We start from the raw sequence: 23545 nt of genomic DNA, 5'->3' as shown, positions 1-23545 counted from the left end.
AAATTAGAAAAAACATTTCTAAATAGTATTTTTTTTATTTCTACTGATCTTTATAAAATTAAGTTCTATAAATTTTTATCACTAAAAAATGTTGAATATTCTATTAGAGTTGTTGAAAAATTCCATAGTTCAATTAACAAAACTATTTCAATCGACCGTTTCTATGAAATAGAAAACAGATGGAGAATTAATTTTTCAACAACTCTATTATATAATTATCACTCATAACTATCAATAAAGTACCTAATATTTTGCATGCAATCAGTGTTTTGCGATAAAATTAACGGTACTCAATTTTATAGAGATCAGTAGTAGAACCAAATTCCTTGCTTGAAATAAACCTACATCACAGCAATCAGATTGTATGAGTTCCCACAAACTACCTCTCATAGTCACACTTTGTTGTAAAGTTTAACAATGGTTTATTCAATCTATAAAATGTAGTAGTTCCTACATTTTTTCAGTAGAGCTTAAATCGTTCTCTCGCAATTTTTTACGAAGAAATTCAGTTTTATAAAATAAATATCTAGAATTTAAATCACGTTATATGAATTAGAATTTTATAATTGAATATCTAGGATTTCTCTTTAAGAGAAAACTTTTATAAAGAGGTCGCCTTAAAACCTAAAATAAAATTTTTTTTTAAATAAATCGTTTTTTTGACAACCTTCCTCTTTAATAAGAGAAAGAAATACGATAATGGATTTAGGATATGGCAACGAAAAAGGTTTCAATCCACTTCCTCTTTAATAAGAGAAAGAAATCATTTATTTGTTATACTGTATAACAAGTTCAAGTGTTTCAATCCACTTCCTCTTTAATAAGAGAAAGAAATTATCGGATATTGCAAACGCAATGAATGCGATATTAGTTTCAATCCACTTCCTCTTTAATAAGAGAAAGAAATAGCGGCCGAAAAGGTGCAAATTTATGGATTAGAAAAAGCTTTATTGAGCTTTCTAGACATAATAATTGCGAACCGAATCGGAGCATACCATACAAATACTAAGTAAAACCGTCAAATCGACTAACGTAGACCAAACGTTTAAACGCGAACCGACCGCAAAGGATCGGGAAAAACAGGTTCGCAAAAAGTGTTATATCATAAAAGGATCGGCCCTTAAAAGTCAAGAATATCCTGAAACTAAAAACCGCTTAATTTATGCAAAGATAGGGTTTTCTATAAAAACAAATAAAAAATGTTGTTCAACTAAATATGTTCTTTACTGATTGTTGTATTTTAAAAATATATTAATCACAAATATGGCATTTTTATAAAATTCTTATTATACGTTTAGGTATTTTGAATGGCGACTAACTATATACGATTCAAAAAAAAGAATTCGATTCAATGGGGAAAAATCGAAGAAGATAAAATTCTAACTTTGGACTGTGATAATCTTTCTACGAAGGATTTTTTAGAGTTCCTAAAGAAAAAGAAAAAATATCTAAAACAAAAATCGATTTCAATACGAGAAGTTTCTGTCCTATCCCCTATCACCTCCCCCTGCCAGATCATTTGTCAAGGCGCCAATTACAGACAACATCAGATCGAATCCGGACTTGATCCGGACGATAAAACTTATAATTTATTTTTCACAAAATCAGACGCTTCACTTTCTCCTCCAATCGGGGAAATCATCCGACCTAGTCACGTCAAACTTTTGGATTATGAAATTGAACTCGGTTTTGTTTTCGGAAAATCTTTCGATACCACTTTAAAACTAAATTCTGAAAGTATTAGAGAATACGTCGCGGCTTTCTTTATGGCAAACGACGTTTCTGCTAGAGACGTTCAACTTACTCAAATGCAATGGTACAAAGGTAAATCGTATCGAACCTTTTGCCCTGCAGGCCCTTACCTTTCTGTTTTAGATCCGGGAGATTTTGATCTTTTAGATTCTTTGGAATTGACCCTTCTTGTAAACGGCCAAATTAGACAAAAGGATTCCGCTTCCAATTTAGTTTTTAAACCTTCGGAAAGTATTTTAGAATTATCACAATTTTGTAATATATCTCCAGGAGACGTATTGTTGACCGGAACTCCTTCTGGATGTGCGCTAAGAGCCCCCGGAAAACTCATTCAAAAAATTGCAAGTATTTTACCCGAAAAAGTGAAATGGAATCTTTTTATCAAAGGACAAGAAAAAAGAATTCAATACTTACGCCCTGGAGACGTGATCCGCTCCACAATTCGTAGTGTGGATCGCAGAATTGATCTAGGAGAACAAATTCTCAATGTAGTTGAGACGTGAGCAAGACGTAAAAAAAACGGGCGAATCCGGCTGCCATAGGCAGCCGACCGGGCTCTTAGCTCTGGTCAAGTTATTGTAAAATTTCAGAACCAAATTCAATTTTTATAAAATACCAATAACTTGATCCTGTCGAGCGACCGTAGAAGCGAGACGCTGAGTTTCCAACGCGACCCTTAGGAAAGCGTTTTGCTGAGTTTCAAACGTGACCTGTCGAACGACCCATGGGGAGTGAGACGCTGAGTTACTTCGAACGACCATGAAGCTCCCTGAATGCCTCTCTAAGGATCGGCATTCAGGGAGCGATGCATTGAGTTTGAGGAAGCGTTGTGCTTTAGTTCATTCATCGATCCCTTTCGCATTATGCCCTGCTCACGTTAAACTAACGTGAGTTCGGTATAAGGAATCTGTTCTCTAAAATTTTGTTTTACCGCGAAAAAATAGATGTGGGAACTCTTACAAAACCTTGAAATTACCGTAAATACTAAACTGTGGGAACTACCACTTTTAGAAAATTCGTTCTCATTTTTTAACGCCCTACTCATGTTAAACTAGAAGTTATCCAACTACATCTTAAAACAATTGAAATCGGCATTTTAAACAAAGATAAAGTATTTTCCAGATAAATTTCACGAATGACTATGAAAGTTCCATATCTACGATTAACGAAACGGTTTTATTGATTCATTTTAACTGGTGCCTATCAAATTGATTACCGTTAATTTTTATCGCAAAACACTGTTTCAATGCAAAATACTGGGGACTTTATTTTATAATTCTGAGTAATAAAAAACTAATCTTTCTACAATAGAGTTGTTGAAAAATCCATAGTGTAGTTTAACAAACTGCTTCAATTGTCCATTTCAAATCAATGGAGGATTCATTTTTCTACAAATTTAATCCATTCTTTAATTGAACGAAAAATTTTCTAAAATAACCTTTATAAAATCTTAAAATTAAATTACCATAAAAATCTAATATACAACTAAACTTTATTTGTTTCATAATTTTTATGTTGCTATTCTATAATAGAAATCAGTAAAAATTCAAGGACATCCTCAATTTTTGCGCTTTACAAAATTTTTATCTATTTATGACTAACGACTCTTTTTTTATGATATTTCAAGTAAGTCCGGCATAACCGATGCGAAAGCGATTGAAGCGTAGTTAATAAATTGTAACTTAAAACGAAACATTATATTAAGTTTCTTTTATGCAATTTATTAACTGGAGCTGAAAGCGCGGTCCGGCAACGCCGGATTCGCCCCAGTTTTCTTTCTCTGAATTCACGTTATTCAAGAAGATCGTTCTTTATTTTTCTTACTGCAGTGCGCATCTTCCATTTCTTCTTGAACACTGATTTACGGATGTACTTGTTGGATATTGTCCCGTACCTCTTCTGTCCTCTCCTTCTCCTGTACAATTACGATTAGAGATTACAAAGTCAAAAGTATTGCGGTAATACTCTCCTAACTGTATCGTCGTAAGTCTTTCTATAGTTCTATCTGGTCTTGACAAAAGATTACGAACTACCTGAGATACGTCCGTGGTTGGTGTTAAAACTTGTCTATAGACGTCAAATGGTGTCGAAGGCCATCTCGTTGGAATTACTACTAATCCCTGAGAAGTCCTAAGTATTGGAACCGCGTGCCCCGCCGGAGTTCTATCTGGACGCATTTGTATCATCACCGCCAACCAAACGCTTCCAGGTGGAGAATTGATGAGTGATCTTATATGGGATCGTATTTCAGACTGAGTGCCAAATTCACGAGAGAGTATCCATTGATACTGTGGCAAGATGTTCTGAGCAGACACGTATGTCAACATTCTGCTTGAGTCATCGACCGGACCATATACTGTAGGTACATCCGCCAGTAACATGTCCAATAACGGATAACGTTGTCTAAATGATATAAATGGATCCGTATTAGGAGCCGTATCGAAGAAATAACCTCCACTTTGTAGAGGCCCTTGAGAATGATACTCTTGTAGTTCTGCCATCATCTGAAAACTTTGAATCAGACAAATACCACATATCCCACGTATCGTTCCAGGATCTGTAGTTGACCTAGTGATTTCATAAAGTCTTTGAATCCATTCCTCGGTCAATTGAAAGTCGGGTGGTAAGGTTCTTTTGACTCTTTTATGTAGAATACTTTCGTGATTACCAGCTGGACAATACTGATCTGTCTTTCCAAGATTAGATGACGTATAACGTGTCCAATCCAGTAAACTTTTATCAACTACAAACAAAGAAGTGGGACTATTGGTGGTATCCTTATCTAAATAAGAAGGTTTAGCTGCATAGGCAACTCCCCAATTGCTTCCATATCTGGTTACTCTGAGTAAATTGCCCTTGTAATCCGTGATGATTCCCCCTTCTTCGGTTTGAAAAGAGACGTTCCAAAAAGTTGGATTCTCTTTACTGATCGCTGCGTCACTACACGATGCCCAAGTCACCCAATCCCAATTCGATTTACCCACGTTAGAATACATACAATAGAGAGAACTACTCACCGGGTCATACTGAGCGAAATGTCCACTTTCTGGATTGTAGTAGAGAGGAGTTGTATTTTTATCCGAACCTCCTCGGCGAATAAAATAACGTTCATTTCCCTCGGTAGTTTGCAAATCCCAAGCGATAGAAGTTTGAACGCTGATATTTCCAGGAGTGGCTATTGTTTGAATCCAATCTTTCATGGAAGAATCTAATGTATGGTTGTATGTATCTTTAGAATTTCTTGATATATAGGCATACCAATTTGTATCTTTCAATCGATAACGCTCATCTGCAGTCCAAAACGAGTTGTCTTTTACGATCCATCTTTGCAGAGGATCGTTGGTTGTACAAGGTCTGAGATGTACATAGTCCCAGTTTTCTTCCCCTCTAATGACTGTCTCCGGTGCAGTGATACATAACCACGTATTATTGACGTTATACGAAATTCTTTGGAACACGTCGTATCTTGCACTCATAACGTGCATTTGCCAACACTGTTCAATTACGATGTAACTTTCACCGCCGCTAAAAGTAGGACCATAACAAAATGTTCCTCCGCCACTTACATTGACTTTGATTGGTTTATCTTTTGGTGGATCGGTAGGTTTTTGAATGATCGAGTCAACGGTCTTTGAGGAAGAAGACGCATGTACAAGTGTATGATCCATTTCATACTCCAAGTAAATCATGATAGAGATTAACAGAACCACTATAAAAATTTTCTTCCAATTTTGCATTTTTCAAATCCTCTTTTTTTAAATTACTGGTCTGTCTTTACAAAATTCGAATCTTCGCGTCTAATCATCGCTTTGCGACTATCATAAAAGTTAAAAATCGATTTTATAAAAATTTTCCTAAATAAACACACAACTTAACACATGAAATAAATATATTTTTATCAGAGAATCCAGCCTAAGTCGCTTCTTCCACAAACAAACTTACCGATCTCTATAAATATAGAGTATGTTAAATTTTTATCTCAAGCTCCTATTCCAATGCAAACATTAGGTATTCGGCTTTATAGTTTTGAGTAATAAAGAGAAACTAGTTGGAATTGTTAAAAAATTCTTAATCACTTTTATCTTTCTTTTCTATTCTCAATGAAACAATACTTTTCATGGATCAAAGTATTTTAATCAAGGCAGATGATAATTTGTTTATTTTAGACTTAAATTTGAATTATAGCTGAATTCTGACCTATAAATTTTTACGTATTTTTCTCAATATAGATCATAATTTTATAAATATTGAATATACTAATCGATCGTCAATATAGGTGCTTTATTATATAACTTCGAGCATTACTACAAAAACATATGAAAATAATACGATAGTTTATTTCAAGACTTGATACTGTAGGATTTTTCTCAAAAAAGCTGTATGTTTCAAAATAGTATAATCTGTAAGAAATTTTACATTTTCGTAAAATTCGCCATTCATTTTCAGTATTATTATGCGTCTTTGTAACAACGGAATCGATTCGTATAACTACGTTTATTCGCCTTGGCTTAGGGTTAAAAACTTCTTTTCTACAAACGATTACCGCCAGCAATCAAAAGTAATACCATAGTATTTAAGTCAACCTCGCATTTCAGATCGTTTTTCCGGTCTAAACATTCGGTTTAATTTTTTAAAATTATTTCGTATTCTGTAACTTTAATCTTTACTTTTCGAAGATCTACTTGATGTTATCCGTTCAATTCAAAAATATACAATATACTTTCCACCAATTGACCGATCTTCTTTCCTCTATTGAAGAAAAAGAATATTCTAAAAATATTTCTCAACTTTCGGATTTAAGTGTTGGAAAACACGTTCGACACTGTATTGAAATTTTAGAAAATTTAATCCTAGGTATAGAAACTTTAAACATATCTTACGATCAAAGAAAACGAGATCCTCTTTATGAAAATTCTCCTCTGGCCGCTAGAGATAAAATTTTTGAACTATTAGGTAAATTAGAATCCATCACCGTAAACAAAGAATTAAAACTTACATATTTGGTCGATCCACACAAAGGTCTCGAAGAGAAAACTATAACTAATGTTAAACGAGAATTTTTATATGTCCAAGATCATACGATTCATCATATGGCGATCATTAAACTTTACGCAGAATGTTTTTTACACAACGTTTCTTTTCCAGAAGAATTTGGTTTAGCATTATCAACTATTCAATTCCGGTCTCAAAATCAAAATTCGGATTCATAGAAGTTAGTTTTTTTTAAAAAAAGTTTAACTTTTTAAGATAAATTCTTTTTTGACATGTATATTAAAAATTTTTGATACGTAACCCTAAAATCTGCAAATTTTAATTTTTTATGAAACGTTTCTATCATTCTATGAGCCGTAAAATAATTCTTTGGAAAATTCGTTTTAAAAAATTAATCCGACCTGAATTTTGGCCTTCCTGGATTTTTTATTCTCCTCTTGTTCCTTATGTATTTTTTTTAACAATTCGTTACAAAGGATTGGGAACAATCTGTGCCGCCAATCCGGGAATTCCTTTGGGTGGTTTAGTGGGAGAATCTAAAGAACAAATTTTTAATAATTTAAATTCCAAACATAGTTTAAAATTTTTAAAATTATCCAGAGCAGAAAGTAGGTTCGATTTAGTTTATAAGATTATCTTGAAAAATAAATTCAAATTTCCTTATATACTAAAACCAGACGCTGGTCAAAGAGGCTCTGGAATTCGATTAGTAAAAAATAAAAACGAAGTTTTTGAATATTGGAATAATACCAACGTGGATCTGATCGTTCAGGAATATCACCCCGGTCCGAAAGAAGCAGGGATTTTCTATTATCGTTTTCCTTACGAAACCCATGGTAGAATTTTATCGATCACTAAAAAAACATTTCCTATTTTAAAGGGAAACGGGATCGACACTTTAGAAAATTTGATTATACGTCATCCTAGATTTCAATTTCAGTGGAAGATTTTTCAAGAAAGGTTTTTTAAAGAATGGGATAGGGTCCTTTCGAAAGGTGAAATAAAAAGATTAGCCGAAGCCGGAAATCATTCCCAAGGAACCCTTTTTACGGATGGTAGTTATTTAATCACCGAAGAACTTTCTAAAAAAATAGACAAAATTTCAAAAACTTTTTCCGGATTCTTTTTTGGTCGATACGACGTTCGTTATAAGTCAGATGAAAAGTTAAAATGCGGAAAAGATTTTTCGATCGTGGAACTAAACGGAATCACTTCTGAATCTACAAATCTTTATGATCCGAATTTTTCTATCTGGAAAATGTACAAAATTCTTTTTAATCAATGGAATCTACTTTTTCAAATCGGTTTTGAAAATAACAACCTTGGAGTTCCAAAAGCAAGTCTGATTGAAATTTCTAAGGCGATTTTTTATTTTTACGGAGGAAATCGCAAAGTTAATATTCGATCGGATTGATTTTCTAGAATATCTTTTATATATTTGGATCTTTTCTGAAATCGATTTGGATTGTTTCTGTTTTTTTATTTGTATAATATATATTTAGTATATTATAATTTTTTTAATAAAAATATTAAATTCAATTTACATTACCAACTCAATCGTTTTTAATTATTTCTATAAATTAATTTATAATTTATTAATATAGATAAAATTTAGTATTTCTTATCACAAAGTTCTGTTTTGGTGCAAAAAAATGGGGTTCTGTTATATGATTCTGAGTAGTTACAAAAAATTGACTGATTCTAAAATAGAATTTTGGAAATTTTATAATGTTTTTATCGTGGTAGAAATCAGAACTTTACTGAAAAATGTGGGAACTATTACAATTTCTGACGACAGCAAAATGGCTCAAAAGTCGATAGGTTGTATAATTAGACATAATTTGTAGGAACTATTACAAAAATGAGAGCGTTTTTAAACAGTAGATCCTGTTTTTAGACTCTAAACCGATGATAAATTATTTTAGACTAAAAAAATTATTAGAATCACTTTTAAATAGTATAAAATTTAAATATTCTAAAATACTTATAAATGAATATGAAATTAAAACTGTAGTTAAAAGAGGTAAAAAACGTGACCGATACAGTCCTTAAAATCGTCTATTTTTTGTTCGGCGATCCTAAAAAAAATTCACTCGAACACAGACTCTTCAATACGGTCTCCTTTGTGAACGGAATCTTGAACATTTTTGGCGCGTTTTCTTCTTTTTATCTAGAAAACTTTTTAGCGATTTTTCTTCTTAACTTTATCTCCGGAATTTTACTGATAGGTATGTATTTTATTTCCAGAACAAAAAGTATCTATCATTCTCTGTTTTGGCCATTTAATCTTATCATTTTGATTTATCTTTCTTGGATGTGGTTTTTTAACGGCGGTCCTGTAGGTGGTAATCATTATTACTTTATTCCCGCTCTTGTAATTGCAACCATACTACTTAGAAGGCATAACGTTTGGCTCGTTTATTTGATTTACGCCGCCTCAACCGCGCTTTTATACGGTATCGAATTTTTTCATAGAGATTTAGTTAAATCATATTCCAATGATACGGAACGTTATCTGGACGCGGGTGGTAATTACTTATTTGTTCAAATCTTAACAGGACTTTTAATTTTTATTCTTACTAGAAATTTGAATATAGAAAGAAAAAAATCGGATTCTCTTTTATTGAATATTCTTCCCGAATCTGTCGCAGAGGAATTGAAAAAAAATGATTTTGTGGTTCCGATTCGTTACGAAAGTGTTACGGTTCTTTTTACGGATATGGCGGGTTTTACAAAGATCGCGGAATCTATGTCTCCGGAAATTTTGTTAAGTGAACTTGATCTTTTTTTTAGAGAGTTCGATCTTATAACTAAAAAACACAGTATGGAAAAAATCAAAACCATAGGAGATTCATACATGGCCGCAGGTGGGCTTCCTATCTCGAACAACACACATTCCATAGACGCAGTGTTATGTGGTCTTGAATTTCAAAAATTTATGCGTCTCAAAAAAAAGGAAAGAGAAAATAAACATCTTCCCTTTTGGGAACTTAGACTTGGAATTCATACTGGTTCCGTAGTAGCCGGTGTGGTCGGAACCAAAAAATTCGCATACGATATTTGGGGAGATTCGGTAAACACAGCCAGCCGGATGGAAAGTTCCGGAATTCCGGGAGAAGTAAATATATCCCAAGAAACTTTTGAAAAAATTAAAGATTTTTTTATCTGCGATCATAGAGGTAAAATTAAAGCGAAAAACAAAGGAGAAATCGATATGTATTTAGTAAAAAAAATTCGAGAAGGTCTACATGATCCTGAAGACGAATTAAAACCAAATCAAACTTTTCTTAGATTTTATTCTCAAATTCAAAATGGAGAACTTCCCTTCTAAGAAAAAAGATTTAAGAATTTATGATATAGATTTTTATAAAATGACTTTTTTATGAAACGATCTTCTCAGAAATCGAATTCAATACACAAATTTAATTTTGTCTTTATGTCTTATAAAGACTCCGGATGTATATTCCGAATTTGTTTTGTTTTTTTTCTGTTTCTTTTTTTGGGAAATTCTTGTAACATTCCGGAAGATCTGAAAAAAAAAACCAAAAGAGAGTCTCATTCTTTTCAAAAATTCTGGAATCAATTACAAAGAATTTAATTTTAATGTGGAAGGAAAACAAATCTACGGAGTTGCATCAGGATGTAATTTAAAAAATCAAAATATTTTAATATTCATACATGGCTCCCCCGGAGGCTGGCAAAATTATTCTTGGTATTTGGAAAATAAAACCTTAAATAAAAAATTTTGCATTTTTGCCATGGACAGACCCGGTTTTGGAAATTCAGACCCAAACGAAACGATTCCGGACATAGAAAAACAAGCTTCTATCCTAGGAAAAACAATTCAAAGTTTTTTAAATCAGATTCCGTTAGACGAAAATATTAAAATCGTTCTCGTAGGACATTCTTACGGAGGTCCAATTGCTGCAAGAATCTCCATAATTTTTTCTTACAAAATTGATACTCTCGTTTTACTCGCCGCACCTCTAAGCTCTAAAGAAGAAGAAATTCGTTGGTATAACCAAATCGCAAACTGGGTTTGGGTTAAAAATCTTTTACCAACAAGTCTCAAAAATAGCAACGACGAAATGTTTCCTCTTAAATCCCAGTTGGAATCTTTAGAAAAATTTTGGGAATTGATTCCCTGTAAAATCATACTCATTCACGGAAAAGAAGATTCTTTAGTACCTTTTCATAATTTAGAATTCTTTAAATCTATATTTTCTTCTTCTAGACTCACTACTATCGAATTAGAAAAAGAAGATCATTTTATTCCTTGGACTCAAAAAATTCTTTTAGAAAAGATTTTTTTAGAATCAATTAAGTAAATTTAACCTAATTAATGTGAGTTAACGCGAAAGGGATCAATGCGGGGAAACTTTAGCAGAACGCTCTTTCAAACTAAAGCCGGATTCGCCCCGTTTTTTTACGTCCTGCTCACATTAAGTACCGTTAGTTGTTTTTTATAGAGTAATTTTCGTTTTGTGTTATCATTCGTATGTAATGAATATCTAATTGTTCCGAAATCTCAAAATATGGAAAAATTTAAAGATATTATAACTGTTTAAAATTTCATATATTGTCAAATGCGACGGTTTTTATAAGAGTTGTTGTGCTTTATTAAAAATTTCTAAAGAAGTATCGTTGAAACTTTAGAACAAGTTGTTACATTCTTTATAAATTTTCAAAAAAATTCAACTACAAATCAAAGTAGCTATTCGTGATTTAAAAGACTCAATAAAAACCTAAAGTAAACAATTTTAATGATCAACCGATTCGAAAACGTTCCAAAATAAAAAAGAAACCGTCATATTTTTTAAAAACACATTACTTTCTAAACTACTAGATTTAGAAAACTACTCATAACTATATAATAAAGTACCTAATATTTTGCATGGAATCAGTGTTTTGTGATAAAATTAACGGTACTCAATTTTATAGAGATCGGTAAGAACTTTCCAAATCCAATTTTATTTCCGAAGAACTCAAACAAAAACAAACCAATTTATTGTTTTAAATTCGAAAACAAAACCAACTTGTATCTATTCTTACTACTCGGTTATATTACAAAAATCTATAGTAACCAACACAATCAACTTCCGTTGTAATTCCATTCGTTTTTGATCGCGGTTGGAAATCGATTTTTAGATCAGTTCATTTTAACAAATTACTACTCAGACGTATAAAAATAGTATCAAGTTATTAACGGCCGAATTTACGAAAAAATGGCGCAAATTGGGGATTTACGGCATTTTAGAGCAGGACCAAAACATTCAAATTTTTGAAACAATCTAACCCAAGTATTCTATTTATGCGTCCGAGTAGTAAGATCTTGATATTTTAAAAAACTTTATCCCCGATTTTAAAATAAACTTGTTCGATCTAAATTGAAATCATAACTATAACTACTGCAGAAAGACTGACCTTAAAAGAGATACAAAGACATTGAACTAGGAAAGCTGTAAGATACGAGTAAGATGTCTGCTAAGAAAATCGATTCAAATACAGTTTTAGAAATTACAGGGCTTTTCGAAAAAACTTTAAAGATTATGAAATTCTTTAAACCAGTTCAGTTATAAAAAAATAGTGAGAAGTAAAAGAATTATTGGATAGAGTTTATAAATAATAAATTTTTATCAATCTCTCGGATGGTTTTTTATTTCGAAAGTTTATATAAAAATAAATTTTTGAGTCTATAAAGTTCGCAAAACAGCGATTTTATACAGAAATTTGATTGGACGATCATTCGTTTGAATTTTCTAGAAAATTATAATTTAGTAATATTATTAAAAATCTAAAAATAAAACGCAACCTTAAGCGACTCTTAGAACTTGAAAGTATCAAAATTATTTTTAACCGTAACCAAACACAAAAATACATATTGATTGGAACAATCTAAACTCCAAGAGCCGCTCAAAGAAGTTAAATCGAAAAAATCTTGCTTCACCCAAAAACCTTTACTTGTAGTTTCTGATTACAAATATAGGTTTTCTATATTATTCTCAACTCAAGGCCCATGTTAGAGACAAATCTAGAAACTCTTCGGGTTTTAAATTTTGAATTTTTTCTTCCATTTCCCATTTTTTAGAGTATAAAATTCTGCCCGCATTAAAAAGATCCAATTCGATTAAATCTGATAGTTCCGATAATTCTTCTACGTTCAAAGAATGGAATTGGTCATTTGTATCCCTCCATTCCGGAATAGAACTAATTCGTTGTTTGTTATAAATAGTTAATGTTTTTTGAATATTCTCTAAATACGTTTTACCGGAATCCCAAGATGTGTTACGATAATTAACCGTACTTCTATAAGAATTGATTTTGGAATAAAAAGTCTGACTATTCCTCTCTAAAAGAGATTCCTTTTTGCGCTCTTGGTTTATTATCCAACCGGAATCCGTATATTTTTGATACTCTGCCAATTTTCCGGTAGAGTCTTTTAACGGTTCCATCTCCGTTTCTGTATCTAAATCTATTTTATCTTCCCAACTCTGTAAAACTCTTTCCTCTCCGGTAATTTTGTTATATACTTTTTCGGGAATAAAATCTTGTGTTACTCCGTCTTTAATTTCCGCAAGAAACGTTTCTCCGATTTCTGGATTGTAGTGAAGAGAATATACGATTTCGTGTTGGTTGGGTTTAAAGTTCCCCCAGGCTTTTTCTCCGATGAGTCGATTTGGATCCGTGTTGATCCAAATTACTTTCTGATTCGATTTTTCTAATATATAATTCATTATGCTATCCTCACTTTATATTTTACTGCAATAAATGCTGGGGTAGTTTCGTTGCCCCGGCGTGGCGTCCCGTTAACGCCGTCGGTCATTGGCTCTAGTATAACTAGATTTGCGTTGCCCGCATTTGTCCCACCCCCGTTAAGCCAGTAGCCCCCAGAGCCTCCAATTATACCGAAAACATTGTTATAGCTAAAATTATGACGATGATCAAACATCATATCCTGCCCCGCATATCCAACTGCACCACCGTCATAATTACCACCGGCTGCCTTAGCTCTTGTTCCATGTATACCTGCACCTCTCGCAAAAATACCACGACGATCTGGAATGTTATACGTAGTCGAACCGTCTCCAAAACCGTATTCAATATTTATAATCATCTCTCCTGTTTGAGAAGAAGTTAGATCTAAAATTGAACCCGTAGAGGTAGAAGAAATCTGAAAGTCGTTGGTAGTTGGATTTCGTACATAATAATTTACTAATGCGGTAATTCCTCCCCCTGTAAAAGAAAATTTTACAAGTTGACCCTCTATACATCCATGATTTGTACAACTGATTCGATCCGTTGCGGGAACGATCCCTGTAATAGATCTTTTGACTAAATTCCAAAGAGCCGAAAAGCTAGTTCTAGAAATAGATTGTCCATTTGCATCCTTAAAATTAGAGGTAGAAGTTATGTTCAGATTATCTTCGATAATTCCACCCAAAGGAATTTGAGTCGCCAGAAAATTACTTTCTGCCAGATCGATACGATCCTTTAAATACTGATCGTTTTCGTATTGCCGATCTACTTCTTCATCGATTAGATCTCCATCCGCAGGAGTGCTCTTACTCCAAACCCTAGTTTTTGCTGAATTAAATAGAGCCATCATAAACTCCTAAACAGAATAGGAACGAAATCCGGATTCTATTGTATAAAAAAACAGGTTTTCTTAAGTATTTTAGAGATTTTTGTTTTAGTTTCATAACTTTAAATATAAATATTCTTAAATTATAATTTATGAATTTAATGTTCATAGAACCCTCACTTTGTATTTCACGGCAATATACGCGGGAGTCGTTTCGTTTCCGGTTCGAGGCGTGCCGTTGGTTCCGTCGGAGACCATAACTCCGGTTTGCGAGCTTACACCGGAATTCGATGATCCTGTGTTTAGCCAACTCGATCCACTACCAATTACTGCAAATGGTAGCCCTCCGTTTGCAGGCGAGGCGTGAAAGTGAGGCTGCATTTGATCCTGCCCCGCATATCCAACTGCACCACCGTCATAATTCCCACCGGCTGCTTTAGCTCTTGTTCCATGTATACCTGCACCTCTCGCAAAAATACCACGACGATCTGGAATGTTGTACGTAGTAGAACCGTCTCCAAATCCATATTCAATATTTATAATCATCTCTCCAGTTTGAGAAGAAGTTAGATCTAAAATCGAACCGGTTGAAGCTGAAGAAACCTGAAAGTCATTTGTAGTCGGATTTCGTACATAATAATTCACTAATGCTGTAATCCCTCCCCCTGTAAAAGAAAACTTTACCAATTGACCCTCTATACATCCATGATTTGTACAACTGATTCGATCCGTTGTGGGAACGATCCCTGTAATCGCTCGATGTACCGAGTTCCATAAAGTAACAAATGTGTTTCTAGAAATTGCCTGGGCGTTCGCGTCCTTAAAGTTAGCAGAAGGAGCCAGGTTCAAACCGTCTTCGATGATACTTCCGATCGGAATCAGAAAATTCGCCAAATTTATGTCAGTCGAATCGATCCGATCCTTTAAATATTGAAAATTTTCATATTGGCGATCAAACTCGTCGTCGATTAGATCCCCATCCGCAGGAGTATTTTTGCTCCAAGTTCTTGTTTTTACTGGATTGAATACCGCCATAATCACTCCTTTAATTCTTGTTCTAATATAATAAACTTCTCATATACTTTAAAAGGCTGGTCTACATACTTCTTCAAACGATTCCGAACTGGTTTTAAATCCTCTTCTCTCGTAAACTCAGCATCTAATCCAGAACCGTTTTTTTTATATCCTTTTCGATTGCAGTATTCTAAAAGACTTTCGTGTGTTTTAAACAGTGCAATCGGAAGTAATTCGATTCTGAATTTCCCCGTTCCGGCAAATTCTACATTGGTTTCTCTTGCAAGTATTTGAATCACTGAAACTCCTCCTTTATTACAAAATCGTAAACTATGAGATGATCCTTATCTTTAGAAGGGAAAGTTTTAAGATATAATAACTCCCCGTCCTCGTCAAAAAGTCCTATCTCATTAATTCCATAACCCATCATCTCTCCCTGTTTGACTGTCGTTTGAAAATAACGATTCCCATCCGAGTCGGATCGGATTTCGACTAACTTTCGGTAGATTTCATTCTGCAAACCAGTATCTCCGATTTTAGGAGCTCTGGGAATTCCTCCTTCCAATCCTCCGATCCCGAAAGCGATTTCATAAGGTCGGATTTTAACTTTTTCTCCGGACAAAAGAGTGAACCCGTTTAAGGACCAACTCCCATCCAAATACGGAGTACGGATGGATTCTCCATACAATCTTCCGCCTAACGTAGACATTTCGAAACGATATCGAATGATCGCCTTTACACCTCCGGGGCGAATTTGTGCGATCGCTTGATTAAATTCCGGAACTACAGGAAGTTCGTCGATGGAACCGGTAAAAATTACTTCAATCGTAGCGGGTCTTTTTGTACTTCCAGAAAGCGGATATTCCCCATTGAGAGTATACGTAGCATCCAATAGCATCGGAACACCACCGTAACAAAGTTCTTTGATTTCGTATAACGTTCCTATTCCGGTAAGTATTTGGGATCCGATTTCGTTCATCGAAAAAATATCACCTTTCGATTTACGTTTTTGACGCGCGATCGAAAGAAAGATCTTATAACGAAAATCGTCCATTCCGTTCCGAGGTTGTTTTAAATTCTTTCCGATCAAATCTAAAACAGTTCCGTTTTGAACCCTATAATCCGTAATTCCGGAAATCGATTCTAATATGGAGCGGACTTCGTTTAACAATTCAAGTTCCACTTCCCACTTTTTTGCAATCGTAGAATCCGAATCTCTCGTAAAGATCGAGGAAGGATATTTTTCTAATACTTCGTTTAAATAGGTCATATAAAATTCACCTGAATATTGGCTGTGATCAACTTCGCACGTTGTCTGCTATTGATTGGCAGTACATCTTGTGTAGCCGGAGAAGTTTGACCTACCTTTACGGTCATGGATTTAATTCCTAATACCTTTACGGAATCGAATTCCTGAAGAGCGCTCTGAGCTGCGATCAATTTCCATGCAAATACATCTGCACCCGTTCCTTCTCCTTTATAATAAGTGGAAGTAGAAGTAATCGTGTCCACTCCTCCTATCACTTTGATACAATTCGTTTTTACGACCGAGTCAGAACCCTGCACCCAAAGATTTAGATCTCTTACAATATCAATTTTTACATAAACAAGAACGTCTGTCGGTCTATTGAAATAGTAAGTTCTGGGAACACCTTTATTGTCAAAAGCGGTAGTAAATTCCAAACCGTAAGATTCGATTCCTCCCGGCCAATTTCTTAAAAAAACTTCCCCGATCTCCTCAGAAGAACCACCTTCTATTACGGCTTCCATAGAATGTGGTGGTCTTCCGTCCACATCCGTAAAATCGGTGTTATTCTCATACACAATCGCATTGAGTACGGAGGGAACGTTGTTCAAAACACCTTGAACATTTGCAGCGGAAGAACCTCCGTTTACTCCTTCTTGAATAAAACGATTCAGATATTCAGAGTCGGTTTCTATCGCGCGCCCTCCTCTAGACGGTTCCGGGTTGGTAACTAAATCAATCCCACTAACCGCCGTATTAATCGTAGTGATCGAATTGGCATTTACGTTTCCGTTTACTCCATAAGAAATTTCTAATGCTTGTGCATTCAAGTCTACGTGTCCGCCCGATAAAACCCCCGATTCAATCGTGATAAAAAGTAACCCGTTGCCGGTTTGACAAATAACTCCGGCCGGAACCACTGCACCATCCATTCCTGAAAACCTAAGAACAACTATAGAACGTTTAGCCGGTTGACGTTCCGAGCCTAGAGGATTTAAAACCCGATCCAAAGAAACACCGAAAGCGGTATGTGCAAAATTAGAATAAAACACTTTTTCCGCGAGCTGGTGAATTTTATCTAGTTCATCTGCTAAAATCCTCATACGAATTCCGTCTTCACTGACGATAGAAAGATCAATGTCCCCGCCCAGGCGAGTTTTATAACCTTCCTCCAATTCTGATAGAATTTCCTCTCTACTTTTTCGGATAAAACCTTGTTCGCTGACTCCTGCCATTATAATTCTCCCGTAACGATTCCATATTTTGTAATTGCAGAAAATTGAATATATATTCCCCGGCTCGAACTTTCCCTCTCTACCAATTCCACTTTTTCGACCGAAACGGTTTCGGGATCTTTTTGGATCGTCTTTTTAATTTCCGTCAAAATCCGATCCCTAGAGACCTTCGTGGAAAAAACGGTTCTCCAGTCCACTCCGCTTAACGGCTCATAGACGGACTCTCCCAGAAACAAACGGATCGAATGTCTAATTCTTTGAGAATAATATTCTAAATCTTGAATGATCACTGACCGTCCTCCGGCGAGCACCATGTCCTTGTTCTCTATTTTAATTCCTTTCATCCTAATTTCACCTTCCCGGAAAGTAACTGTTCTACTTCCGATTTACGAACGTTGAGTTGAGAAATCACCGAAGCCGCAAGTCCCGCAGGAGAACCTGGAACCGCATTGGTAGTAAACGTAGCCGCGTTGTTCAAAAATACATCAATCAAAGATTTGATAAACTCCACCAAGGTTTCACCTAACACCGCTGATTCGGTCAAGTCGGCAATACCACCTTGAATTTTGATCCGATCTTCGTCTAGTTGGATCAAAGACTTACCTTCCTTATGACCGATTACAAGCCCGGACAAATTAGAAGTGGTAGCAGGAATATCAGTTTTCCCTTTATAACCGCTAACCACACAGGCGCTTTGAAGATCAAAAAGAGAATCCGAAGCAACGGATTCGATTCCTCGAATTGCGTCTGATATATCGTGTGTAGAAAACGAAATCCAAACCTTATCTCCTCTTTTGTAATCCGGTTTGATATAAAAATCTCCGGCCCAGTATGTGCCGACTCTAATACCAGACAAAACAGGAAAAGACCTTTCTCGTCCGGAATCGTCTTCCTTTTTTAGAGGGATACGAACGTTAGCCGTCATCTCTTGAGGCTGAAAAGATTCTATAATTCCAGGAAGACCAATTTGTATCTTAGATACATTGTTTTGAATAGCAGCTAAAATCGCTTTATCTAAAGTCATATCGGCTTCACCTCTAATTCCGAAAAACAATCCGTAGCCAAGGTAGAAAATTTATGTTTGCCACGAACGATTCTACATTCCGAGTCGAGTCCTCCTCCTTTTACAGATACGATCATATTCTTCTTAAACTTATGGCGGAAGAGACTGGTCACCTTCCAAGTATCCTGGCCTTTTTCTGGAACTCCGATCAATCCGGAAGAATGATCCAAAAAAATGACGCTGTTTTTTTTAGAAGGATCGAGAGAATCAAAATGGATCTGACCGTCTTGAAACCAATATTGAGATTTTGTTAAATTACAAAAACGACGAATACAATCACCTAACTCCGTATTGGCGCTAAAATTCACGATCTTATTAACTCCTAATTGAATCCTTCCGGGCTTTAGATTTCCCTGATTTAGAATATCCATGATCACGTTTCTTGCAGGGAGACTTGTGTACGTTTTCATAATATACGCTCTCGTCCAAGCGCCAGCGCTTCCGCTGATCTGAAATTCCAACTTTTTATCGGTTCCTTCTTGTCTCCACTTAGGATAAATGATTTCTCCTGAAACCACTAGACCGTTTTCGTCTTTGTAACCTGCATTTAATAACGCCGAAGGATATTGGAATTTTTTTTCCTTCATCTGAGCGCTTACAAGACGTAACGTTTCTTCGTTTACGTTATACATCGTAACCTGAGTTAGATTCAGTCCGTCCAATTCGGTTTCAAATTCGAAATTAAAAGGAGGATAACAAAACTCTTTGGCAGCTCCTGTCGTTGGAAGAATCTCCAAAGAAACTGTACGTCCAAAAAGTTTAGGATTATCGATCATTGTTTTTCTCCTAAATACAATCTCACTCTGGAACCGAAAGTTTCCAAATTAACAGGAATGTTTTCAAATTCATCTTTGTAAAGATCGTCCAAATCCAAAGGAGTTAAAAGAATGGAACTATTAAAACCGTCCACGATCATATGATTTAACGGAACACCGTATAACAGCTTAGAGGCGAAGAGATCTTTCCCGTCCTGATCTCTGATCAATACGGTAATAAAATCTCCTTCTGTGTTATGCGAGAATTCAAATTCGTATTCCGTTTCCTCGATCATAAACGTATAACAAATCGGGAATATGTTCTGATCAATCGGTAGATATTTGAATTCTTTCATAGTAGTATAAATCCTCGTTAATTTATTTTTTTGGCCGGGGTTCCGGATTTTGTTTGAGTCTGTGTAGTTCTTTTACCCGCGGATTTAACCGTATTCAATTGTCTCGTCTTTGCCTCCGCGATTACCACGGGAAACAAAGACAAACTCAAAGACACGTCGTTTCCAGTCTCCTTGGCTTCTTGGATATTCAAATCTCCGATCAAAAGATTTGGAATTTCATCCGTAGAACGTCCTAGATATCTTTTATCAGGATCATCCGGTTCCACAAAACGGAACAAAGATGGTAACATAGAAAGAATTTTAGAAATAATTCCACCCGTAGAATATCCAAGCAAAGTGACTAACGTTCCTTGGGACTGCCAACGAACCAAAGTCTCCAATTTATCATCCACGCTTTTTTTATTTAAGACCAACAAGTCCGTTGAAGACGAAAGTAAAACGTTAAGCGAAATACCTCTTTGACCGGGAATCACGTGATCTGTAATTGAGGTCATTCCTTTTTCTTTTTCTACAGTATGACGAGTAATCTCCACCGGATAAGAGTGTTGAATACCTAAAGAAACATTCAATTCCACTTCTTCGTCTCCGTCAGTAAGTGCGATCCTATCCCTACCATTTAAAATTTTCATGAAACCGCCTCCGGTGAAATACCCGCTCCGAGCCCGATTTTAATCGCAATTTTTTCCAATTCCTTTTCCAAATAAGATGCAAACACATTCGCATCTTCTTTTGTAGAGGCAGAACCTAACACTACATTGGCGATGTTGATGTTAACTGAATTACCTCCGCTTTTTGACTTGGATCCGCCCAACACTCCTAGATCTTTTACGGCTACCAAATTGTCGTCTGGGTGAAATTGTACGATCTGGCCTTGTTTTGTAATGAGTGCATCGTCCACTTTTTTCACGTCACTGGACTGATTAGAAGTAATCCCGAGAACTTTCAATAACTGTAGCGGAAAAATTCCACCTAATTTCTTTTGAATCTCCGATCCGAGTTCTCCGAGGGAATTTAAGATTTTTCCCGGAAGAGCTTTGAACCAATCTATTAAATCCCTAAACATTTTTTTAATATTCGCAAAAGGTCCTAAAAATTTACCGATCGCTGATTCACTTCCGGTAAACCATTTGTATAAATCCTTAATGACTAAAATGATGATCGCAAACATGGCGCCTAACGCAACTCCGATGGCAATCCACACAATCCAAGGAGCAATCGCCATAAAACCGGCCGCCGCCATACTCAATAAAGAAGGAATCATAGCTCCAAAAGTAATTCCAGACGTAACAATCATCTGAGCAGCAATTGCTCCTAACACCCCTACCAAAATACTTCCAAAAATGATCAATACGTCTTCCATATATTCCAAACTTTCCCCACCGATCGTAAAATAATCGATCAAGTCTCCGATCACGTTCAAAGAAGGAGTTAGCGCCTGTGCAATTAAAAGTCCGAAACTTTCCTTTAATCTTTCTATAGTTTTATCAAACCTTTCTAAAATTACAGAAGCGTCTTTAACGTGATATCCATAAGTATTTTGTAATATACTATTTTCATTTAAAGCCGTAGAAATTAATTTTTCCCTTGCTAACCGTTTATCAGCGGCAGACATACCGGATTCGTTTATCTGTTTAAACTCGGCAGAATAACTGGAAAACAGAGCCCCGTTACTTTTTAAAAAATCTTCGGAACCGTCTTCAATTGCTTTATAAGCCTCTTTCATAGAAGACGTTAAATCTTGATTCGTAAGTCTGGACACTTTTTGGAGTCCAGAGAGATTTTTAGAAATAAATTCAACCGAAGCTCCGGCTCTGATCGCCTCGTTTGCGGCTTCGGTAAGTTCTTTTTGTGTGGCCAGTCCTCTAGAAGTTCGTATGGTATTATTGATTGCGTCTTGTAGTTTTGGAAATTCGTTCCCAGAAAGGTTTTTCAAAATTACAATCTGTTTTTCTAATGCAATTCCTGTTTCAAAAGAAGGAGCAATGATAGAATTAAAAGCGTAAGAACCTATCTGAGCAAAACCTTTGAATACGGAAGAAAGCAAAGTCGCAGTTTTAGCGCTGGCATTGAGTTGAAAATCCAGTTTTGCGATTTGTCTTTCGCTAAAACCCGCAGACTTAGCAAGTCCAAAAAACTCGGTTTCTAGTTTTGCATTTCCTTTTAATTTAAAATACAAACTGGTGAGATTGGATTCGGTCGTTTTTAAACGACTCGCAAAAATAGATAAATCGGCCCCTCCTTTTACAAAATTTTGAACCGAATCCGTCAAATCCTTCCAAGACTTAATCCCTCTTTGAGAAGTAAGACTCGTAGCGTCCGAAAAGTCTATGATCCCTGATTTTAGTTTTTTCAGATCCTTTTCAATTACAGAAAAAGCATCCTTAGAATCCACATTTATTTTAATTGCAATATTTACTTCCCGCTCTGCCATATTTTTTATCATCCAATCTTATTTTATTTTTATATAAATTATTTAAAATATTATGAAACTCTTAAAAACTAGAACCTTGAATCAACCTGGCCAAAAATTTAAGTTCTTCAGATTTTTCTTCGGCTTCTCTTTTTTTTCTTCTATCTACCACTTCCATCATTTTCATATAAAGAACGGTGGACGCATTTTCGAGTTCTTTAGTCGTAAAATGCGCCGCACCTAAAATAAAAGGTCTCCAAAAGAAAAGCTCTCGATCCACTTCTTCGTCGATCCACTTCATCCATTCTTCTGTAGAAGGACTTTCTCCAAAATCCGGGAACCTTTTATTCCAACTCCCACTTAAGAAATCGGTTCGCTATATACAGCCACACCTCCACGTGATTTGGTTCAACTCCGTCTAACGTAGGTTCAAAGGTATGATCCACAGGTTTTACGCAAAACTTAAAGAACTTATCCAGAAGTTTGTCCTGATTCAATCCTTCGGTAAGAGAAATAGATTCCTGTCTCCAACGAAGCGCCTTTCTATTACCAGGATGTTGAAGTTTATATCTTTTACCGTCCACAAAAAGGATCTGAGCGACTTTGGCGTCGTCGTCCACGGTTTCCAAAATGGGCTCAGATGGAGTCTCGCCTTCCGAGCCATTTTTTAACTTAGAATATTCTACTTTATGAATATTCGAAATATTTACGATACTTTCTCCACTCATGCCGTCAAAACTCCTTTATAGTCCGGAAGAAGGAACACCCAGGTTTTGTCTTTGTATTCCTTACCTTTTTCTATGTTTGGTCTTTCCCAAACTCTTCCCTGTGCGGAAAAGCCAAGCATTCCACCGTCGCTTTTATCCTTAATAGTGAATACACAAGGAAGACGTCCTTCACCCATCGCAAAAAAGAGCTCGTTTTCAGGAGAGTCCCCCATCAGTACGATAGACAACTTTACTCTTCCGTCATATATTTCAGAGATGTTCCAATCTCCTTTGATACCTACTTGAGAAAGTATGTATTCTTTGGTTACGGGTTCGATTTTAAAAAAACCGTCCGCTTGACTCATACCCGACACGTCTCTTCCGCTGCAGTTAACGTTTAATTTCTTTGGATCCCAAATACCGTTCATTCCTG

At 35.5% G+C, this 23545-nt stretch carries 21 protein-coding genes and 1 pseudogene; 5 read left to right on the top strand and 17 right to left on the bottom strand.

Translation table 11 applies throughout. From position 1 onward, the window contains the following. Positions 1–1307: 1307 nt before the first annotated feature. Positions 1308–2255 carry a fumarylacetoacetate hydrolase family protein gene (locus tag LEP1GSC049_RS214035; protein ID WP_004765974.1) on the top strand — a complete coding sequence of 316 codons (948 nt, stop codon included), beginning with the start codon at positions 1308–1310 and terminating at the stop codon, positions 2253–2255. Positions 2256–2357: 102 nt separating this feature from the next. Here the strand turns inward: LEP1GSC049_RS214035 and LEP1GSC049_RS2000000227925 are convergent, their stop codons facing one another. Both LEP1GSC049_RS2000000227925 and LEP1GSC049_RS214040 read right to left on the bottom strand, forming a co-directional pair. Next, positions 2358–2513: a hypothetical protein gene (locus tag LEP1GSC049_RS2000000227925; protein ID WP_004776721.1), complete on the bottom strand. Its 156-nt coding sequence runs from the start codon at positions 2511–2513 to the stop codon at positions 2358–2360. 1059 nt (positions 2514–3572) lie between these two features. Next, positions 3573–5489 carry a DUF1561 domain-containing protein gene (locus LEP1GSC049_RS214040; protein ID WP_016560869.1) on the bottom strand — a complete coding sequence of 639 codons (1917 nt, stop codon included), beginning with the start codon at positions 5487–5489 and terminating at the stop codon, positions 3573–3575. A 948-nt stretch (positions 5490–6437) separates the two neighbouring features. Here LEP1GSC049_RS214040 and LEP1GSC049_RS214045 point away from each other — a divergent pair. The 4 genes and pseudogenes from LEP1GSC049_RS214045 to LEP1GSC049_RS214060 all read left to right on the top strand — a co-directional run bounded on the left by LEP1GSC049_RS214045 (position 6438) and on the right by LEP1GSC049_RS214060 (position 11072). After that, complete coding sequence (locus LEP1GSC049_RS214045; protein WP_004750830.1) at positions 6438–6962, top strand: hypothetical protein; 525 nt, start codon at positions 6438–6440, stop codon at positions 6960–6962. A 110-nt stretch (positions 6963–7072) separates the two neighbouring features. Beyond that, positions 7073–8158, top strand: coding sequence for a hypothetical protein (locus tag LEP1GSC049_RS214050; protein ID WP_016560877.1), 1086 nt, complete (start codon positions 7073–7075; stop codon positions 8156–8158). 618 nt (positions 8159–8776) lie between these two features. Continuing rightward, the gene (locus LEP1GSC049_RS214055) at positions 8777–10075 is read left to right on the top strand and encodes an adenylate/guanylate cyclase domain-containing protein (protein WP_016560854.1); all 1299 of its coding nucleotides are present in this window, start codon (positions 8777–8779) and stop codon (positions 10073–10075) included. A 105-nt stretch (positions 10076–10180) separates the two neighbouring features. Continuing rightward, positions 10181–11072 (top strand): annotated as a pseudogene (locus LEP1GSC049_RS214060) (alpha/beta fold hydrolase). Between the two features lie 1674 nt (positions 11073–12746). On the opposite strand, the gene LEP1GSC049_RS214065 reads toward LEP1GSC049_RS214060, so the two are convergent. The 15 genes from LEP1GSC049_RS214065 to LEP1GSC049_RS214135 form a co-directional block, all read right to left on the bottom strand. Continuing rightward, positions 12747–13478: a hypothetical protein gene (locus LEP1GSC049_RS214065; protein WP_016560878.1), complete on the bottom strand. Its 732-nt coding sequence runs from the start codon at positions 13476–13478 to the stop codon at positions 12747–12749. Continuing rightward, the gene (locus LEP1GSC049_RS214070; protein WP_016560889.1) at positions 13478–14347 is read right to left on the bottom strand and encodes a hypothetical protein; all 870 of its coding nucleotides are present in this window, start codon (positions 14345–14347) and stop codon (positions 13478–13480) included. The genes LEP1GSC049_RS214065 and LEP1GSC049_RS214070 overlap by 1 nt, the downstream gene beginning before the upstream one ends. Positions 14348–14491: 144 nt before the next feature. Further along, positions 14492–15361 (bottom strand): hypothetical protein, encoded by an 870-nt coding sequence (locus tag LEP1GSC049_RS214075; RefSeq protein ID WP_016560847.1) that lies wholly within the window; start codon positions 15359–15361, stop codon positions 14492–14494. A 2-nt stretch (positions 15362–15363) separates the two neighbouring features. Next, positions 15364–15639: an LA_1064 family peroxide-responsive upregulated protein gene (locus LEP1GSC049_RS214080; RefSeq protein ID WP_016560881.1), complete on the bottom strand. Its 276-nt coding sequence runs from the start codon at positions 15637–15639 to the stop codon at positions 15364–15366. Then, positions 15636–16610, bottom strand: a complete 975-nt coding sequence (locus LEP1GSC049_RS214085; RefSeq protein WP_004759647.1) for a phage tail protein — start codon at positions 16608–16610, stop codon at positions 15636–15638. The genes LEP1GSC049_RS214080 and LEP1GSC049_RS214085 overlap by 4 nt, the downstream gene beginning before the upstream one ends. Continuing rightward, on the bottom strand, positions 16607–17821 hold the full coding sequence (locus LEP1GSC049_RS214090; protein WP_004759538.1) for a baseplate J/gp47 family protein: 1215 nt from the start codon (positions 17819–17821) through the stop codon (positions 16607–16609). The genes LEP1GSC049_RS214085 and LEP1GSC049_RS214090 overlap by 4 nt, the downstream gene beginning before the upstream one ends. Further along, positions 17821–18165, bottom strand: a complete 345-nt coding sequence (locus LEP1GSC049_RS214095) for a contractile injection system sheath initiator (protein ID WP_004763049.1) — start codon at positions 18163–18165, stop codon at positions 17821–17823. The genes LEP1GSC049_RS214090 and LEP1GSC049_RS214095 overlap by 1 nt, the downstream gene beginning before the upstream one ends. Beyond that, a complete protein-coding gene (locus tag LEP1GSC049_RS214100; RefSeq protein WP_004763103.1) occupies positions 18162–18845 on the bottom strand; it encodes a Gp138 family membrane-puncturing spike protein in 684 nt (227 codons plus the stop codon). Before LEP1GSC049_RS214100 ends, LEP1GSC049_RS214095 begins: the two co-directional genes overlap by 4 nt. Beyond that, positions 18842–19660 carry a phage protein gene (locus tag LEP1GSC049_RS214105; RefSeq protein WP_004763053.1) on the bottom strand — a complete coding sequence of 273 codons (819 nt, stop codon included), beginning with the start codon at positions 19658–19660 and terminating at the stop codon, positions 18842–18844. The genes LEP1GSC049_RS214100 and LEP1GSC049_RS214105 overlap by 4 nt, the downstream gene beginning before the upstream one ends. Next, entirely contained in the window at positions 19657–19995 is a 339-nt protein-coding gene (locus LEP1GSC049_RS214110; RefSeq protein WP_004750399.1) for a phage baseplate plug family protein, read from the bottom strand. Before LEP1GSC049_RS214110 ends, LEP1GSC049_RS214105 begins: the two co-directional genes overlap by 4 nt. Positions 19996–20012: 17 nt before the next feature. Next, a complete protein-coding gene (locus tag LEP1GSC049_RS214115) occupies positions 20013–20624 on the bottom strand; it encodes a phage baseplate protein (RefSeq protein WP_004763139.1) in 612 nt (203 codons plus the stop codon). Beyond that, the gene (locus LEP1GSC049_RS214120) at positions 20621–22426 is read right to left on the bottom strand and encodes an LIC12611 family phage tail protein (protein ID WP_004763137.1); all 1806 of its coding nucleotides are present in this window, start codon (positions 22424–22426) and stop codon (positions 20621–20623) included. Before LEP1GSC049_RS214120 ends, LEP1GSC049_RS214115 begins: the two co-directional genes overlap by 4 nt. Positions 22427–22487: 61 nt before the next feature. Next, positions 22488–22706 (bottom strand): hypothetical protein, encoded by a 219-nt coding sequence (locus LEP1GSC049_RS214125; protein ID WP_016560852.1) that lies wholly within the window; start codon positions 22704–22706, stop codon positions 22488–22490. A 43-nt stretch (positions 22707–22749) separates the two neighbouring features. Continuing rightward, complete coding sequence (locus LEP1GSC049_RS214130) at positions 22750–23133, bottom strand: LIC_12613 family protein (protein WP_016560892.1); 384 nt, start codon at positions 23131–23133, stop codon at positions 22750–22752. After that, positions 23130–23540, bottom strand: a complete 411-nt coding sequence (locus tag LEP1GSC049_RS214135) for a phage structural protein (RefSeq protein WP_004750799.1) — start codon at positions 23538–23540, stop codon at positions 23130–23132. Before LEP1GSC049_RS214135 ends, LEP1GSC049_RS214130 begins: the two co-directional genes overlap by 4 nt. Between the last annotated feature and the right edge of the window lie 5 nt (positions 23541–23545).

The sequence above is a fragment of the Leptospira kirschneri serovar Cynopteri str. 3522 CT genome (genome assembly GCF_000243695.2).
Taxonomy (GTDB): Bacteria; Spirochaetota; Leptospiria; order Leptospirales; family Leptospiraceae; genus Leptospira; species Leptospira kirschneri.
Note: the sequence above shows the minus strand (reverse complement) of the source record. Positions and strands in the feature narration are given on the sequence as shown.

What these genes read in the sequence shown, in the direction of transcription:
- LEP1GSC049_RS214045 (WP_004750830.1), top strand. Translation starts at nt 6,438, where the DNA reads ATGTTATCCGTTCAATTCAAAAATATACAATATACTTTCCACCAATTG.
- LEP1GSC049_RS214110 (WP_004750399.1), bottom strand. Translation starts at nt 19,995, where the DNA reads ATGAAAGAATTCAAATATCTACCGATTGATCAGAACATATTCCCGATT.
- LEP1GSC049_RS214120 (WP_004763137.1), bottom strand. Translation starts at nt 22,426, where the DNA reads ATGGCAGAGCGGGAAGTAAATATTGCAATTAAAATAAATGTGGATTCT.
- LEP1GSC049_RS214050 (WP_016560877.1), top strand. Translation starts at nt 7,073, where the DNA reads ATGAAACGTTTCTATCATTCTATGAGCCGTAAAATAATTCTTTGGAAA.
- LEP1GSC049_RS214100 (WP_004763103.1), bottom strand. Translation starts at nt 18,845, where the DNA reads ATGACTTTAGATAAAGCGATTTTAGCTGCTATTCAAAACAATGTATCT.
- LEP1GSC049_RS214105 (WP_004763053.1), bottom strand. Translation starts at nt 19,660, where the DNA reads ATGATCGATAATCCTAAACTTTTTGGACGTACAGTTTCTTTGGAGATT.
- LEP1GSC049_RS214125 (WP_016560852.1), bottom strand. Translation starts at nt 22,706, where the DNA reads ATGAAGTGGATCGACGAAGAAGTGGATCGAGAGCTTTTCTTTTGGAGA.
- LEP1GSC049_RS214065 (WP_016560878.1), bottom strand. Translation starts at nt 13,478, where the DNA reads ATGAATTATATATTAGAAAAATCGAATCAGAAAGTAATTTGGATCAAC.
- LEP1GSC049_RS2000000227925 (WP_004776721.1), bottom strand. Translation starts at nt 2,513, where the DNA reads ATGGTCGTTCGAAGTAACTCAGCGTCTCACTCCCCATGGGTCGTTCGA.
- LEP1GSC049_RS214075 (WP_016560847.1), bottom strand. Translation starts at nt 15,361, where the DNA reads ATGGCGGTATTCAATCCAGTAAAAACAAGAACTTGGAGCAAAAATACT.
- LEP1GSC049_RS214070 (WP_016560889.1), bottom strand. Translation starts at nt 14,347, where the DNA reads ATGGCTCTATTTAATTCAGCAAAAACTAGGGTTTGGAGTAAGAGCACT.
- LEP1GSC049_RS214040 (WP_016560869.1), bottom strand. Translation starts at nt 5,489, where the DNA reads ATGCAAAATTGGAAGAAAATTTTTATAGTGGTTCTGTTAATCTCTATC.
- LEP1GSC049_RS214090 (WP_004759538.1), bottom strand. Translation starts at nt 17,821, where the DNA reads ATGGCAGGAGTCAGCGAACAAGGTTTTATCCGAAAAAGTAGAGAGGAA.
- LEP1GSC049_RS214130 (WP_016560892.1), bottom strand. Translation starts at nt 23,133, where the DNA reads ATGAGTGGAGAAAGTATCGTAAATATTTCGAATATTCATAAAGTAGAA.
- LEP1GSC049_RS214035 (WP_004765974.1), top strand. Translation starts at nt 1,308, where the DNA reads ATGGCGACTAACTATATACGATTCAAAAAAAAGAATTCGATTCAATGG.
- LEP1GSC049_RS214115 (WP_004763139.1), bottom strand. Translation starts at nt 20,624, where the DNA reads ATGAAAATTTTAAATGGTAGGGATAGGATCGCACTTACTGACGGAGAC.
- LEP1GSC049_RS214085 (WP_004759647.1), bottom strand. Translation starts at nt 16,610, where the DNA reads ATGACCTATTTAAACGAAGTATTAGAAAAATATCCTTCCTCGATCTTT.
- LEP1GSC049_RS214095 (WP_004763049.1), bottom strand. Translation starts at nt 18,165, where the DNA reads ATGAAAGGAATTAAAATAGAGAACAAGGACATGGTGCTCGCCGGAGGA.
- LEP1GSC049_RS214135 (WP_004750799.1), bottom strand. Translation starts at nt 23,540, where the DNA reads ATGAACGGTATTTGGGATCCAAAGAAATTAAACGTTAACTGCAGCGGA.